The 15242-nt window shown below is 72.3% G+C and carries 15 protein-coding genes; 11 read left to right on the plus strand and 4 right to left on the minus strand.

Annotation, left to right across the window (positions count from 1 at the left end; all coding sequences use genetic code 11):
• The first annotated feature begins 66 nt into the window (after positions 1-66).
• The 10 genes from AB0O48_RS03720 to AB0O48_RS03765 all read left to right on the plus strand — a co-directional run bounded on the left by AB0O48_RS03720 (position 67) and on the right by AB0O48_RS03765 (position 9938).
• Positions 67-2451 (plus strand): nitrate- and nitrite sensing domain-containing protein, encoded by a 2385-nt coding sequence (locus tag AB0O48_RS03720; RefSeq protein WP_365062696.1) that lies wholly within the window; start codon positions 67-69, stop codon positions 2449-2451.
• Entirely contained in the window at positions 2448-2858 is a 411-nt protein-coding gene (locus tag AB0O48_RS03725) for a roadblock/LC7 domain-containing protein (protein WP_365062698.1), read from the plus strand. The genes AB0O48_RS03720 and AB0O48_RS03725 overlap by 4 nt, the downstream gene beginning before the upstream one ends.
• A complete protein-coding gene (locus AB0O48_RS03730; protein ID WP_365062700.1) occupies positions 2855-3454 on the plus strand; it encodes an ATP/GTP-binding protein in 600 nt (199 codons plus the stop codon). The genes AB0O48_RS03725 and AB0O48_RS03730 overlap by 4 nt, the downstream gene beginning before the upstream one ends.
• A 46-nt stretch (positions 3455-3500) precedes the next feature.
• Positions 3501-4715, plus strand: coding sequence for an ABC transporter substrate-binding protein (locus AB0O48_RS03735; protein ID WP_365062702.1), 1215 nt, complete (start codon positions 3501-3503; stop codon positions 4713-4715).
• Positions 4716-4745: 30 nt separating this feature from the next.
• Positions 4746-5615, plus strand: a complete 870-nt coding sequence (locus AB0O48_RS03740; protein ID WP_365062704.1) for a branched-chain amino acid ABC transporter permease — start codon at positions 4746-4748, stop codon at positions 5613-5615.
• Positions 5612-6679: a branched-chain amino acid ABC transporter permease gene (locus AB0O48_RS03745; RefSeq protein WP_365062706.1), complete on the plus strand. Its 1068-nt coding sequence runs from the start codon at positions 5612-5614 to the stop codon at positions 6677-6679. Before AB0O48_RS03740 ends, AB0O48_RS03745 begins: the two co-directional genes overlap by 4 nt.
• Positions 6676-7473 carry an ATP-binding cassette domain-containing protein gene (locus AB0O48_RS03750; protein WP_365062708.1) on the plus strand — a complete coding sequence of 266 codons (798 nt, stop codon included), beginning with the start codon at positions 6676-6678 and terminating at the stop codon, positions 7471-7473. Before AB0O48_RS03745 ends, AB0O48_RS03750 begins: the two co-directional genes overlap by 4 nt.
• Positions 7457-8200: an ATP-binding cassette domain-containing protein gene (locus AB0O48_RS03755; RefSeq protein WP_365062711.1), complete on the plus strand. Its 744-nt coding sequence runs from the start codon at positions 7457-7459 to the stop codon at positions 8198-8200. Before AB0O48_RS03750 ends, AB0O48_RS03755 begins: the two co-directional genes overlap by 17 nt.
• A gap of 173 nt (positions 8201-8373) precedes the next feature.
• Positions 8374-9150 carry a hypothetical protein gene (locus AB0O48_RS03760; RefSeq protein ID WP_365062713.1) on the plus strand — a complete coding sequence of 259 codons (777 nt, stop codon included), beginning with the start codon at positions 8374-8376 and terminating at the stop codon, positions 9148-9150.
• The gene (locus AB0O48_RS03765) at positions 9147-9938 is read left to right on the plus strand and encodes a methyltransferase domain-containing protein (protein ID WP_365062715.1); all 792 of its coding nucleotides are present in this window, start codon (positions 9147-9149) and stop codon (positions 9936-9938) included. Before AB0O48_RS03760 ends, AB0O48_RS03765 begins: the two co-directional genes overlap by 4 nt.
• A 258-nt stretch (positions 9939-10196) precedes the next feature.
• Here AB0O48_RS03765 and AB0O48_RS03770 read toward each other — a convergent pair whose 3' ends face one another.
• On the minus strand, positions 10197-11666 hold the full coding sequence (locus AB0O48_RS03770) for a tyrosine-type recombinase/integrase (RefSeq protein ID WP_365062717.1): 1470 nt from the start codon (positions 11664-11666) through the stop codon (positions 10197-10199).
• Positions 11667-11878: 212 nt separating this feature from the next.
• On the opposite strand from AB0O48_RS03770, the gene AB0O48_RS03775 reads away from it, so the two are divergent.
• Complete coding sequence (locus tag AB0O48_RS03775; RefSeq protein ID WP_365062719.1) at positions 11879-13267, plus strand: hypothetical protein; 1389 nt, start codon at positions 11879-11881, stop codon at positions 13265-13267.
• Between the two features lie 61 nt (positions 13268-13328).
• On the opposite strand, the gene AB0O48_RS03780 is transcribed toward AB0O48_RS03775, so the two are convergent.
• From AB0O48_RS03780 to AB0O48_RS03790, 3 genes are all read right to left on the minus strand, one after another.
• Positions 13329-13697, minus strand: coding sequence for a DNA-binding protein (locus tag AB0O48_RS03780; protein WP_365062721.1), 369 nt, complete (start codon positions 13695-13697; stop codon positions 13329-13331).
• A 241-nt stretch (positions 13698-13938) separates the two neighbouring features.
• Positions 13939-14424 (minus strand): hypothetical protein, encoded by a 486-nt coding sequence (locus AB0O48_RS03785; protein ID WP_365062723.1) that lies wholly within the window; start codon positions 14422-14424, stop codon positions 13939-13941.
• Between the two features lie 223 nt (positions 14425-14647).
• A complete protein-coding gene (locus tag AB0O48_RS03790) occupies positions 14648-15196 on the minus strand; it encodes a DNA cytosine methyltransferase (protein ID WP_365062725.1) in 549 nt (182 codons plus the stop codon).
• Between the last annotated feature and the right edge of the window lie 46 nt (positions 15197-15242).

Raw genomic sequence — 15242 nt, forward strand, 5'->3', positions numbered from 1 at the left:
CCCGGCCCATCGCAGACCGCAGCGCGGACGACCGCGCCAATTCGCCGGATTGTGGGAAGGACTGTTGTGCCTGTTGCTCGGAGGCTTGCGCTCCTACTGCTGATCCCGTTGGCGGCGACTCTGGTCTTCGCCTCGTGGGGTGTGGCGTCGACGAGCCGTCAGGCGCGCAGTGCCGACCGCCTGCAGTCGCTGGTGGCGGTGTCAGCCGCGGTGGGTGAGGTGCTGCACGAACTCGACCGGGAGCGGCAGGTCGCCGGCGGGCTGGTCGGTGATTCGGCGGGTGGCCTCAACGGTTATCTCGAGCAGGTCGCGGCATCCGACCGGGCGGTGGACGCCTACCGGCAGCGCCGCAGCGAGCTCGATGCCTCGGCTTCGGTCAGTCGGCTGGTCGGGCCGTTCGACGAGCAGCTGCGGTTGCTTCCGGGGTTTCGGGAGCAGGTCAAGGCGCGGTCGGCGTCGCTGACGGCGGTGCTGGTGCGGTATCGGGCGGTGCTCGCGCAGGGGCTGGCGGTGCGGGAGACCGTGGGTCAGGTCGGCGGTGCGGACGGTGCGGTGGCTGACCAGTTGCGGGTGGCGGCGGCGTTGTCGCAGGCCGGGCAGTACGCGGGTATCCAACAGGCAGCTGTTGTCGCGAACAACGGCGCCGTGGTGTCGCAGGCGGTGCAGCGGGAGCTGGCCGCGACCCGTGCCGGGCATGACGAGGCATTGCTGGCGGTGTCGCAGCGGTCGCCGACGCGGTGGCGGTCGTGGCTGGACCAGGCGCTGTCCGGCCCGCAGGTCCTCGCGGCGCAGCGCCTCGACGACGAGGTCGCTCGCACTCAGGTAGGTCAGCGGTTGCGAGTGAACGCGTCCCGGTGGGCTGCGGCCAGTAATGAGCGGCGCGACCGTCTGCACGAGGTGCAGACCCGCGTCGACGCGGATATCGCCGCCGAGGTGGGGCGGCAACGCCGACAGCAGTGGGTGACCACGGGTGTGCTGTCGGCGGTCGCCGTGGCGCTGACCATGGCTGCCGCGGCGCTGGCGTGGCGGCAGGGTCGGGCGTTGGCGCGGCGGCTGCGGCGGGTCCGTGACGCGGTGACCCGGGTCGCGGAGCGGGACCTGCCGGACCTGGTCCGCCGCGTTGACGCGGCGGATCCTGCCGACCCGGCGTCGGTTCCGCCGCCGCCTTCCGCGCTGGCACCCGGATCGGCGCGGGACGAGGTGGACGAGGTGGCCGCCGCGTTCGACACGCTGGCGTTGAACACGTACCGAATCTCGACGGATCTGGCACGGCAGCGGCGGGTGGCCGCCGGTGCGGTGGAGGCGGTGGGGCGGCGGTGTCAGGGGATGACGCACCGGCTGCTGCGCGAGTTGGACATGGCCGAGCGAGACGAGAAGGACGCCGCGACCCTGGCGACGTTCTTCGCGGTGGACAGTCTCGCCGCACAGTTGCTGCACGCCACGCAGAGCCTGTTGGTGCTGTCGGGACGGTCGTTGGGAGCGGTGCACCCGCAGCCGGCGGAGTTGGTGACGGTGGCGCAGGCGGCGCAGGGCCGGATCCAGGAGTACCGGCGGGTGCGGCTCGGGGTGATCGACGAGCGGGTGCTGGTGCCGCCACCGATGATCGACGACCTGGTGCACCTGTTGGCGTCGCTGCTGGACAACGCGACTCGCTACAGCCCCGGCGACGCAGTGGTCACCGGGCATCTTCTGGGCAACCGGGCGATCATCCAGGTCACCGATGCCGGGCCCGGCATCAAGCCGGACCTGCTGGCTCGGCTCAACGCCGAGCTGGCCGAGCCCGCGCCGATGATCGAGGTGGAGCACATCCGGCGCCAAGGCCTGGCCACCGTCGCGCTGCTGGCCGCGGCGCACGGGTTGCGCGTGCGGCTGCTGCCGGGACAGCCGCACGGCACGGTCGCGGAAGTCGAGATCCCCGCCGACAAGCTCCTGATCAGCATTCCTGAGCCGGCCGCGCTGCGGGCCGGCCCGATCGCCGGCCGGCGTGCTCCCGGCGGCACGCCCGCGTCCACCCTTACCCTGCCCGCGCCCACGGCGGTACCGGCCCGGCGCGGCGGCTCGGCCGCGCTGCCCGCCCGACGCCGGTCGTCCAGCCTCAGCGTGACGGACGGCCGTACCCAGGCGCTGCCGGTGATTCCGGTGCCCCGCCGGGCGCCTGAGTCGGAGTCGACGCCGGCCTACGACGAGACGGCCCGACACCTGCCGGCTCCGGCGTGGTTCGTCGAGGGAGCCACGGTGCACATGCCCTCCACCCCTGCGCGCGGGCTGCCCGGACAGGACGCCACCACGGCCAACGGCCTGCCGAAGCGGCAGCCCATGTCCGCGTTCACACCCCCGCCCCTGCCCGCTGCCGACGCGCCGGTCCGCTCAATGGGTGGCCTGGCCCGTACGGCGGGGGCCTACCAGCGCGGCCTCGACCGCCGCTTTCCCCAGTCGAAGGGCCAGTCATGAGCGATCTGAGTTACCTGCTGAACACCAACCTCGTCGCCCGCGTGCCCGGGATCAGCCAGGCCGTGGCCGTGTCGGCCGACGGGCTGCTGCTGGCCTGGACCGACGGGCTCAACCGGGACGCCGCCGAGCGCCTCGCCGCGGTGGCGGCCGGAATGAACAGCCTGCTCAACGGCGCCGCCCGTGACCTGTCCGCGGGCGGGGTGCGGGGCAACCTGACCGAGCTGGCGCACGGGTTCCTGATTCTGGTGGCGGTGAGCACCGGCGCGTCGCTGCTGACCCTGGCCAGCCGCGACGCCGACCTCGCGTTCGTCACCGAGGAACTCGGCCGTTTCGCCGAGCAGGTCGGCGACCAGCTCACCCCCGCCTTCGCCGGCACACTCACCACTGCGGCGGCCGGCCGGCGATGACCGCACCCGCCCTCACCGTCCGCCGACCCGCCGGTGGGCCGCCGAGCCTGAAGATCGTGCTCACCGGGCCGTTCGGCGTCGGGAAGACCACCCTCGTCGGCGCGGTCTCCGACATCGCACCGGTCACCACCGAGGCCCGCATGTCCGCCGGCAACGCCGACGACGACACGACCCTCATGCCGGCCAAGACCACCACCACGGTGGCGATGGACTTCGGCCGCCTCGACGTCGACGGCGTCACCGTCTACGTCTACGGCACCCCGGGCCAGCACCGCTTCTGGTTCATGTGGGACGCCATCGTCCGGGGCGCCGCCGGCTCCGTGGTCCTGGTCGACACCCGCCGCCTGCAGGACTCATTCCGGCACCTCGACTACGTCGACCACGTCCGGCTGCCCTACGTCGTCGCGGTCAACCAGTTCCCCGGCGCCCGCTCCTACCCCACATCGGCCATCCGTGAAGCCCTCGCCCTGGCCGCGGACGTGCCGATCGTCGACATCGACGCCCGCGACCGCGACAGCGTCCGCCGGCTGCTCATCGCCCTCATCGAGCACGTCATCACCCAGACCACGCCCCGCTCGGCGGTCGCGCAGCCCTGAGCACCCGCAGAACCCACCCCTCACCCCTGACAAAGGAGCATCTTCGATGTCTGATCCCCGACCACACTTGCGACGTCGGCTCGCCGCCCTAACCGCTGTGGGTCTCCTGCTGACCGGCGCCGCGTGCAGCACCACCCCCACCGACTCCGGCTCGGTCCGTGTGGGGCTGCTGGTCTCACTGTCGGGTACCTACGCCACCGTCGGCGAGGACATGCAGCGCGGCTTCCGCCTCTACCTCGACACCCACGACGGCAAACTCGGCGGCCGGAAGGTCGACCTGGTCGTGGCCGACGAGGGCGACGGCCCCGCCACGGCCGTCCCCGCCGCGCAGAAGCTCCTCGAACGCGACCAGGTGGTAGCCCTGACCGGGCTGGTCGGCGGCGCGACGGTCGACAAGGTGCAGACCCTCACCACGCAGCGGAAGATCCCCCTGCTCGGCGCGAACGCCCGGCCGGCGTTCGCGCCCGTCGGCGGCAAGCCGCGCGACCTGGCCTACACCTGGCACACCTCCTACAACTCAGACGAGCCGGGCATCGCCATCGCCGAGTACGTCAAGGCGCAGGTCGGCGACGGTCAGGTGTACGCGATCGGCCCGGACTACCAGGGCGGCTACGACGAACTGCGGGGCTTCACCGACACCTTCACCCGCCTCGGCGGGAAACTCGCCAACCCCGACGGCAAGACCCTGTTCACGCCGTTCCCGGCGACGGAGAACTTCCTGCCGTACCTGAACAAGGCCGCCGAGACCAAACCGAAGGCCGTCTACACCTTCTACGCCGGGGCCGCGGCGGTGGCGTTCGTCAAGCAATACGCCCAGTCCGACCTTGCCGACGTCCCGCTCTACGCCGCCGGCTTCCTGACCGAAGGATCCGTGCTCACCGCGCAAGGACCGGCGGCCACCGGCATCCGCAACGTCCTCAACTACAGCCCCACCCTCGCCAACCAGGCCAACCAAGACTTCGTCGCCGCCTGGTCCGCCGCCGGCCACCCGGGCCAGCCGACGACCTTCGCGATGGCCTCCTACGACGCCGCCGCCGTCCTCGACCGGGCGCTGACCGCCGTGAACGGCGAGGTGACCGGGGAGAAGCTCAACGCCGCGATCGGGCAGGTCGGGCGGGTCGTCTCCCCGCGCGGGGACTGGCAGTTCCACCCCACCGAGCACCGCCCGGTGCAGCGCTGGTATCTGCGCGAGGTCCGCAACGACGGTCCGGTGCTGTCCAACGTCCTGGTGCAGGACCTCACCACCCTGCCCGCCAGCTGACCGGACCAAGCGCCACGAGAAGGGGGTGCGGTGCACGTGGACGCCTACCTGATACCCGCCGTCGACGGCGTCGCCTACGGGCTGCTCCTGGCCATTGCCGCCGCGGGGTTGACCGTCGCGTTCGGCGCCGGGGGTGTGCTCAACCTCGCGCACGGCACCCTGATCGCCGCCGGCGGATACGTCGCCGCCGCCACCAGCTCGGGGACCTGGCCAAGCCTCGCCGCCGCGGTCGCACTGGCGGCCGGTGTGGGAGCCGCCGGCGGCGGGGTGCTCGCCGCCGCGACCGCCGCACTGCGGGGTCGGGGGCACCTCGACCAGGCGCTGCTCACCTTCGGTGTCGCGCTCATCGGTGCCGACCTGCTCACCACCGCCTACGGCTCCGACACTCTGCGACCTCGCCTGCCTGAGGTGTTGGAGGCAACCGTCCGGGTTGCCGGGCACCGGTATCCGGTCGACCGGCTCGCCGTGCTGGGCGTCGCTGTCGCTGTCGTCGCGGGAGGCTACGTGGTGCTGCACCGCACCCACGCCGGACGGCTGATCCGCGCCACGGTCGACGACCGGGCGATGGTTGCCGGCATCGGGGTGAACCCCCGTCTGGTGGACGCGGCAGTCCTGGTCGCTGCCGGGGCTCTCGCCGGCCTGGCCGGGGCGTTGACCACTCCGATCCTCGGCGTCGGCCCTCACACCGCCGACACCGCGCTGCTCCTGTCGCTGATCATCGTGGTCTGCGGTGGCCTCGGCTCCGTGCCCGGCGCGCTCGCCGCCGCCCTCGCCGTGGGCGTCGTGCAGACCGTCGGCGTGACGTCGTTCCCGGCAGTCGCCCCGTACCTGCTTATCGGCGCCATGGCCGTGGTGCTGCTGGCCCGCCGGACCAGCCTCCCCACAGGGGCGTCGGCGTGAGCGGTCCACGACACGACATGGCGGCGACGGTGGTGCGCGCGCTGGCACGACGCGCGCACCCGTGGTCGGCATTCGGCCTGGCAGCGGCCGTGGTGGGCGCGGTGGCGATGTCACCGGATCCGTACCTGCACGCCACCGCCGCGCGGATGCTGCCGCTGGCGGTGCTGGCGGTCAGCGTCGCGGTGGTCACCGGCCACGCGGGACTGCCCACCCTCGGCCAGGTCGCCCCGTACGCGGCCGGCGCCTACACCACCGCCCTGCTCGCCCTCGCCGGCACCGACCTCGCCCCGCTGCACCTGCTGGCGGCGGCCGGAGCGGGAGCCCTGACCGCCGGGGTACTCGGCGCGGTGCTCGTCCGCTACCGCGCCACGGTGTTCCTCATGCTCAGCCTCGCCGTCGCGGAACTGACCGCGATCACCGCCGCCCAGTGGCGCACGGTCAGCGGCGGCACCGACGGGCTCGCCGGGATCCCCGCCCCCCGCCTGCTGCCCGGCCTGCCGCCGCTGCTGGCCGACCGCACGGTGCTGCTCTACGCCACGCTCGTGGCGATCGCCGCGACCGCCGCCGCCAGGGCACTGCTCGGCGACGACCGGCGGACGCTGCTGGCGGCCGTGCGCGGCAACGAGGCCCGCGCGAGCGCCAGCGGCCACCAGGTCACCGCCTACCTGTGGACGGCGCACACCGGCGCGGGCGCGCTCGCCGGCATAGGCGGGGCCCTGCTCATCCACACCCACCGGTGGATCACTCCAGCCGATGTTGGCTTCACCACCGCCGCCCTCGCGCTGCTCGCCGTGGTCATCGGCGGCGCCACCTCGTTGCCCGGCGCCGCCGTCGCCACAATCGCGGTCCTCGCCGTGCGCGACGTCGTGGGTGCCTGGCTGCCCGGTCACGCGCCCCTGCTCCTCGGCGTCCTGTTCGTCACCGCGGTGTACCTGCTGCCCGGCGGCCTGACCGCTCTTCCCGCGCGACTGGCCAGCCTGCCCCTTCCTCGTCACGGTCGGCGCCGTCCCGCTCTTCACATGCCCGACGGCCCGGCCCAGCCCGTCACCAGGAGCACCCCGTGAGGACCGTCCACCGCATCGACCCCGACGGCGTGCCGTCGCAGCGCGAGCCGGGTGACATCGACCGCGCCCACGGCAACGGCCTCGTCGCGACCGGCCTGCGCCACGCCTACGGACAGCTGACCGTCCTCGACCTGGACACGTTCACCGTCGCCCCCGGCGACCGCCACGCCGTCATCGGCCCCAACGGTGCCGGCAAGTCCACCCTGCTGAACATCCTGGCCGGCACCACCCGCGCGCAGGCCGGCACCCTCACCTACAACGGACAAGTCGTCACCCGGCGTGGCCCGGCCTGGCGGGCCCGCGCCGGCATCGGCCGTAGCTTCCAACACCCCCGCGTCTACCCGAACCTGACCGTGCTGGACTGCGTGCGCATGGGCGGCTGGCACCACCGCCACCAACCCGAACGCACGCCTCTGGAAGCCCTCGACCTCGTCGGCCTGCTCGGGTACGCCGACTACCCGGCCGCCGCGCTGTCGCACGGGCACCGCCGCATGCTCGACCTGGCCGTCGCCCTGGCCGGGCAACCCCGCGTGCTGCTACTCGATGAGCCCGCCGCCGGCCTCACCGACACCGACACCACCCGCCTGCTCGACATTCTCGGCCGTCTGCCCGGCTGGATGGCGGTCGTGCTCGTCGAGCACCACATGGACGTCGTCGCCGCCCTCGCCGACTGGACCACCGTCCTGCACCACGGCCGCCGCCACACCGACGGCCCCACCGACACCGTGCGCGCCGACCCTGCCATCACCGCCCTCTACCTCGGCACCGGGGGTGACGATGCTGCGCATCGGTGACCTCACCGCTGGCTACCGCCCCGACACCCCCGTCCTGCACCACATCACCGTCGATCTGGCGGCCGTCGCCGTGCACACCGTGGTCGGACCCAACGGCGCCGGGAAGACCACCCTGCTGCACACCCTCGCCGGGCACCTGCGACCCGCCACCGGGTGGGTCCTGCTCGACGGCCGCGACGTGACCGGCTGGACGCCCGTCCGCGCCGCCCGCGCCGGGGTCGCCCTCGCCCCGCAGGGACGCCGGCTGTGGCCGTCGCTGACCGTCGCCGAACACCTCACCGTCACCCGGCCTCCCACCCGCCGCCTGAACAGCCGCACCTGGACCGTGGACGAACTGCTGGAGATGTTCCCGGCCCTCGCGGCCCGGCTGCGCCACCGCGGCCACGAGCTCTCCGGCGGGGAGCAGCAGATGCTCACCATCGCCCGCGCCCTACGCACCGCGCCCCGGCTGCTGCTGTGCGACGAACCCACCGAAGGACTCGCCCCCACCGTGGCCGCACACGTCACCCACGCGCTGCGGGACCTGCCCCGCCACGGCGTCACCATCCTCGCCGCCGTGCCGCATGCCCGCGCCGCCGCCACCCTTAGTGACACCGTCCACGTCCTCGCCGACGGACGCCTCACCGGACCCATCGCCACCAGCGACGGACAGGCCGAGCAGGCGCTGCGCGACCACCTCGCCCTGGTCTCACCCGCTATGCCCAACCGTGGGCAGGCACACCGGTGACCCCCACCGCGACCATGGCGGCCCTGGTAGTGCTCGCCGCCACCGCCATACCCGCCGTGACGACGCCAGCACCGATCCCCGCCCAGCCCAGTTCCGTGCACTGTCCCACCTCAGCGGCGCCGCAGCCCATGCTTGCAGCGACGCATCGAAGCACCGGTCACCAGGGAACTCAGGTGGCGTACCCGCAGCCGGCACGTGCTCCGTTGCTGGCGCTGGCGGCACGCCTGCGGGTCAGCGCGTGCGACACCGCCGCGGGCCGGTATGACCTCGTGCACTACCGGCAGTGGAACAACCCCGCCCGTTCCGGGGCGGCGGTACGGGAGGTGGTCCGCTGGCGCGGCGACGACCGCTCCGGCGGCCAACTCGCCACCCAGCACCCCACCGGCGTCGTTCCGGTCACCCACGACTGGTGGCAACCCGGCGACCTCTACAGCGTCGGGCTGATCGACCCCTTCACCCGCACCGACGTGCTGCGGGAAGACCTGCGTATCAATGAGCCCTCACCAGCCGACTCCACTGAGGTGCTGGCGAACCTGGCGTACCTGTCGACCTGGTACAGCCCTCGCCGGGACGGCCGCGCCGCCACCCTCGATCTGCTGGCCGGCCTGAGCCCGCTCACCTACTACCCGCGCGTGGTCGACCGTTCCGGCCGCCCAGGCATCGCGGTCGCCGCTACCAGCGGCGACCGACGCGCCCTGCTCGTCCTGCACCCAGACACCGGGGAAGTCCTCGCCTACGAATCCGCCCACCTGAGTCCCTTCGGCTGGCGAGCGCAGACCTACCTCGTCTACCTCGCCCACAGCCACGCCACCCGCCGCTGGTGGGAACCCGCCGCCCGTCCCCGGGCAGCCACGCCGTCCTTACCGCTGTACCCGCGGCTGCAACAGCACTGGCTGCTGACAACGCCCCTGCCCTGCCTCACTACGACGCCCCAAGGAGTCACTCCATGACGGCCACCGCACCCACGCAGCGCTACCAGTTCCGCAACAGCCCCCACCAGCTCCACCCCCTGCAGGAGATGCTCGACCCGGTCACTCTCGACGACCTGACCCGCCTGGGAGTCAACCCCGGGCACACCGCCCTCGACGTTGGCGCCGGCGCCGGCTCCATCGCCCAGCACCTGTGCGAACTCGTCGGCCGCACCGGAAAGGTCATCGCTGTCGACATCGACACCAGCATGCTCAATCCCACCGGGGTGCTCGACGTCTACCAGCGCGACCTGCGCACCCAGCCGCTGCCGGTCGAACCCGGCACCATCGACATCGCCACCGCCCGCTGCGTCCTGGAACACCTACCGAACCGGCACCTGCTGCTCCACCAGATGATCAACGCGCTGCGCCCCGGCGGGCACCTCGTCCTCGGAGAGATCGTCTACGCGCCCGTATCCGCGCACGCCCCCGCCGACGGCGACAACGAACTCATCACCCGCGTCGTGCACACCATCCTCGACGTCCTCGCCGGCCGCGGGGTCGACCTGCACTGGGGAGACAAGGTTCCGTCGGTCCTGCTCGCCAACGGCTTCGAGCAGGTCCACACCCGCTGGGTCGCCGAGACCTGCGCCGGGGGCAGCGCCGGCTGCCGCCTGTACGCCGACAACGCCACCCAGCTACGCGACCGGCTCATCGCCGAGGACCTGTCCCACGATGAGCTGGACCGGTTTGCCGAGCTGATGGTCGACCCGGCGGTGCTGGTACGCGGCTACCAGTTCGCCTCCACCACTGCCCGCAAGCCCCGCTGAACCTGGCACGCGCGGGGGCGGCCGAGGCCGGTCGCCCCGGCTGGGCCGGGAGGCTATCGGGCCGTGTGCGTGACCCTCGCCGCGGATTACCTGGCGAAGCCGCACCTTGGTTCTTCATCCAGCCCGAGAACATGTCCTTGGCGCTCTCAGCCGGCACCTTGCACCAGCGTTCGGGCCTCAGGCATAGGGGCGATAGCCAGGAGAGAAGCACCCGCGGGACGATCTTGGCCCACTGCGGATGCCCGCCGGTGCTCGGTCTCATCCCGCGAGGCGGGTACTGCGGCGCTTCCGGTTGATTTTGTTGGCGACGGCATCGGCGGCGTCCTGGTGCATCCGCTTGGTGACACTCTGGTAGGTGTCGCGGGTCAGGGTCGTGGTGGAGTGGCCGAGTTGCTCGGAGACGACCTTGATGTCGACGCCGGCGTCGAGGGCGATGGTGGCGGCGCTGTGGCGCAGGTCGTGCAGCCGGATCGGGGGCAGCCCGGCCTTGCGGACGAGTTTGCGGAATCGTTGGGTGACGGCGTTGGGGTGCCAGGGGTGCCCGTCGGGGCGGACGAAGAACAGGCCGGTGTCGGGCCATGCGTCGTCGGCGGCGAGTTGCCAGGCGGCGCGGCGGGCCTTGTATGCGGTGAGGACCTTGGTCGTGTCGGTGTCGAGGGCGACGTCGCGGTTCCCGGCCCTGCTCTTCGGTGGTTTCTGCACGGCGGTGTAGCCGTGGGTGGCGATCTGGTTGTTGATGGTGGTCTCGCGCCGGTGCAGCCGCACCTCACTGTCGCGCAGGCCGCACGCCTCACCGCGGCGGGGCCCGCGGTAGGCCATGTAGTGCCACATCGGGTGCAGGTCGGGGGCGTGTACGGCGGCGTAGTCCAGGAACTGCACGACCTGGGAGTCGGTCCACACCATCACCGGTCCGGGGACCTCGCCGGTGGCCTTCCACCGCCGTACGCGTTCGTCCTCCCACACGATCGGCAGGGGCCGGTCGGCGGGGACCTTGACCAGGGCGGCGGGGTTGGCGCCGACGATGAGTTCGTCGGCGAGGGCGTCGTTGATCGCCTTACGCAGACAGGCGCGGATGCGTTGGCGCGTGGTGCCACCGGTGGGTCGCACGCCGGAGACGGACGCGCGGATGGCTGGGTCGGTGCTTGCCTTCGCAGCGGCGATCTCGTCGTTGCGGCGCTCGATGGCCGCGAACATGGCGCGGATGTGGGTGGTGCGCAGCTTGTCCAGCGGAATGTCCCCCAGGTGCGGGATCAGGTGGACCCGTGTGATCGATTCGTAGCCGCGCTGCGTGTTCGCGTCGATCGTGAGGTGGGTCAGCCATCCGGTGAGGTACTCCGCGACGGTGGGCATGTCGGCCAGCGCACCGTCACCGCGCATCCGCTGGCGAATGCGGTCAACCGCGGGCAGGGAACGTTTGGCGCGTACGGCGGTTTGCAGCAGGTCGGCGATCTCGGTACGGCGGCGCCGGTCACCGTTGGCGAGGGCGAGCAGGTCGCGGGCATGGTCGAGTTCGTCGGCGGCGCCACGGCGGGTGGAAAAGCTGGAGCGGCGTAGCTGCCGGCGCCCACCGTCGGTGGTGGGTGGTAGTTCGAGCTGGTAGGCCCAGTGGCCGTGGTCGGAGCTCCAGGCGCGGTTCGCGCGGCGTAGTTTCGGGCAGTCGTTTCCCAGTGGCTTGCCCGTGTCGGGGTGGCGGCAGCCGCAGCGCTTGAAGATGCTTCCGTCTGGCATCGGTGGTGGTGCTCCCGTTCGTCTGGGGTGGGGCATCGGTTTGGTCGATCGACATCCACGCGTGACCGGCGGCCACGATCAAGTCGCGGTTCCAGGTCCGGTGGGTGGTCCATGCGCTGGGGCCGGTGACCGGCGAAAGTCAGATGCGCCCTGCTGGGGGAGTCTGGGATCCTGTCCGGTTCGCATGTGAGATCGGGCATGGAGGACGGCCAATGGTGGCGACAGATGACGTGGCGAGGGGCCGGGTGCGGCGCCCACAGCTGCACGCGGCAGTGGGCCAGTTGATGGCGGCGGTGCTCGGCGACTTGGCCGCTCGCGACGGCGTGCCGGTGTTCGCGACCGTTCCCGACTTCGGCGAGTGGCACCGCCACGGGCAGCAGTCGTTCGTCGCGATCCGCCGCGACGTCTGGCAGATGCCGGGCCGGGTCACCGACTACCGGTTCTTGGACACCTTCGCCGAAATGGAGGCGGTGCGGGCCGTCGTGGCCGCTGATGAGGTGCTGCGCGAGCGGGTGGATTGCCTCGTCGGGGTGGAGTTCGCCCTCACGCTCCGGCAATTGGGGTGGACGCTGGTTAAGCACGTCCTGGAACCCATGGTTGCCGCCGTCGAGGGCTACCGGTTCGACCAGGACGCCTTCGACGCCGCATACAGCAGGCTGGAGGACGGTCTGCTGGCCACGCGGGCGCGGCTGGTCGAGGTGGTCCCGCTCAACGCCTTCACCCCCACCGCGGGCATCGAGGCGGTCACGTTGCCGGACGGCCTGGTGCTGCAAGCGATGAGCGACCGGCAGGTGAGCGCCGCGATCGGCTACCTCGCGGTGCCGATCGCCTTCGCGGGCGGCCCGACCTCGGTGACCGCGTCACGGTTCCACCAGTGGGCCCTGACCCGCTGCACCTCGTACCCGGTGTGCTCGGACATGGACGTACCCGCCCAACCGACGGCGCTGGATTCTGGCGCGCTGGTCGAGCCAGCCAGCCGTCTCGTGGCTGCGCTTCGGCTGGTGTGCGGCGGGTCCGTCACCGCGACTCGGGCGATCCGCTGCCCACCGGACGACGACTTTCCCCAGGGACTGGGGCCGACGGCGTCACTGTCGGCGCTGCCCACCTTCGACGAGGAGCGACCGACAATCCTTGGGCGAGAGCATGTTGAGGCGGTGCGCGAGGTGTACGACCTCCTCGCGCATCCCGCGGTCCGGGAGAACCGGGGTCTGCAGACCGCGCTGCGCCGGCTGGTCCTGGCCGGGGCCGACCGGGTGCCAACCGACCGGCTCATCGACCTGATCGTCTGCGCCGAAGTGCTGTTCATCAAACTGCCAGGCCTGCCAGCGGATCGTTGGAAGCAGGACAAGGTCGTTGCCGGAGCGACCATGCTGTTGGCGGACGACCCGGTCCTGCAGGCGCCGCCCGAGCGGATCGAGGCCCTCCTGCGTCTGGGATACCGGCTCCGCAACAACGAGATGCACGGCGACGACCCGAGCAGGCGGGAACTGCGCACCCTCACCGGCCAGCCGACAGATGACCTGTCAACGGTCGTGGATGACATCGAGCGGGTGTTGCGTCGCGCCCTGGTCCGGCTCCTCTCCGGCGTCGTCGAGCAGTAGTCGGCGGCTGCACCGACACGACATACGGAGCCGCACATTGGGCGTCCTACCCGCGGCGGGGTCACGGCGGAGGGCTGCAACCCGTGGTGTCCCTGGCCCCGCCCGAATACCCGCCGTCCTCGTCGGCACCCGCCCCGCCGGTGTCACCAGATGTCGGTAGCGGTGGGAAATCGAGGTGCAGTTTCCGCAGGATCGGGGCGGTCGGCACGCGGTAGTACGCGCCGGCTCGGAACAGTGGCACGGGGAAGGCGTCGCGGGCGGCCAGCTTGTAGGCCGCCGAGCGGGAGATGCCGAGGATTGCGGCGGCGGTGGCGAGGTCCGTGGTCGCCCCGAGCGCCAGGATCCGCTCGGTGGTCCAGGTACAAGTTGCGACGTCGCTGTGGGGGTTGGCGGCGGGGGCGAGGTTGCGGGTTCGTCGTGCTGATCGCATGGGCATGACTCCTATTTCTCGGACCACCAGCCGCAGCGGTAGGTGGGTTCCTGGGTTTCAGACGAGGGCTGCCTCTCCGCAGGCGGCACCGCCATCGCGTCGGACTGGCGGTGCCGCCTGCGGAGCGAGGCCGTGGAGGCACGGAGCACGCCGATGCCGGTTAGCGGGAGCTCACTGGCACCCTGGCCTCAGCCGGCGCGTCATCACTGGCCACGTCGGTAGGCCAAGGGACCTTCTCCCGCTACCACGTGTGTGGGCACAGCAGCAGCCGCAGGGCGGCGGCGGCCTGTTGGGGCACGACGCCGTTGCCGAGGACCCGCAGCGCGAGCGTGCGCGGCAGCCCCAGGTCGGCGTCGGTGACATGGCCTGGGTCGAGGCCCATGAGCCACTCCACGAACGGCGGCGCGAGGACGGGTTTGCCGTGCCGGCCGATCTGCGTGGGGTGTGGTGCGGGCCGGCCGAGCAGCCGCTCCCAGCGGGCGACCGCGTCGGCGTAGCCGCCCCACCGCTGCTCGTCGGGCCGCCCGAGCCCGGCGATGGTGGTGCGCAGATCCGCACCGCCGTCGCCGTGCCGCCCGGGACCGCGCCCGTCGGACGCGCGCGGGGTGGGCAGGGTACGGGCCGGGACCCGCACCGCCGCGGACGGCAGGGTCAGGTCGCCGTGCGAACCGCGCTGCCCTGGGCAGCCTTTCTCGCCGTCGGTGGCCCGCGGGGTGGGCAGCAGCACCTGCGACAGCGGGGGCCGGAACCCGGCCCCCGCGCGTCGCCCGGGCGTCCCGGTGTCGCTCGCTCTGGGGGTGGGCAGCAGACGCGCGACATCCTGCCGCTTATGCCCCTGCTCACCGGTACGAGCGGTGCGCCCCGCGGTGGAGGTGGATAGGAGGCCGTGGGTGGAGCCTGACGGTTCGATGAGGTCGGGCAGCCCGTGCTGGTGGCCGGGGCCTTTGCCGTCACGGGCGCACGGTGTCGGCAGCGTCCGCACCCCCTCCGAGTCGTCCGGCAGGCGCGGCCAACAGGAACAGCCTGTCCCGGCGGTGGGCGGCGCCGATGTCGGACGCCCGTAGGCACGTCCACCTCGTGTCGTACCCGATCGCGGCCAGGTCGGCTTCGACAACGTCGAAACCTCGCCGCAGGAGCGCGGCGACGTTCTCCACGAACACGAGCGGCGGTCGAAGCACGCGAACGGCGTCGGCAACGGCACTCCACAGGCTGGAGTGCTCTCCGGTGATGCCAGCGCGCTTGCCGGCGTTGGAGATGTCCTGACACGGGAACCCGGCCGTGAGGACGTCGACCGGTCCAACGCGGGTCCAGTCGACGACGCGGATGTCACCGAGGTTGGGCACGCCGGGCCAGTGGTGGGCACAGACGGTGCGGGCGTGCCGGTCGGTTTCGGCGTACCAGGTGAGCTGGCCGCCGAGCACCAGCTCGACGGCCATGTCGAGACCGCCGTAGCCGGTGCACAGCGATCCGATGCGCGGTGCGGGTCGATGGTCAATCACGCACCTCCCCGGCGTCTAGCGTCGGAGTCTTACCGCGCGCGGCCAA

This window comes from Micromonospora sp. NPDC085948, from assembly GCF_040686315.1.
Taxonomy (GTDB): Bacteria; Actinomycetota; Actinomycetes; order Mycobacteriales; family Micromonosporaceae; genus Micromonospora.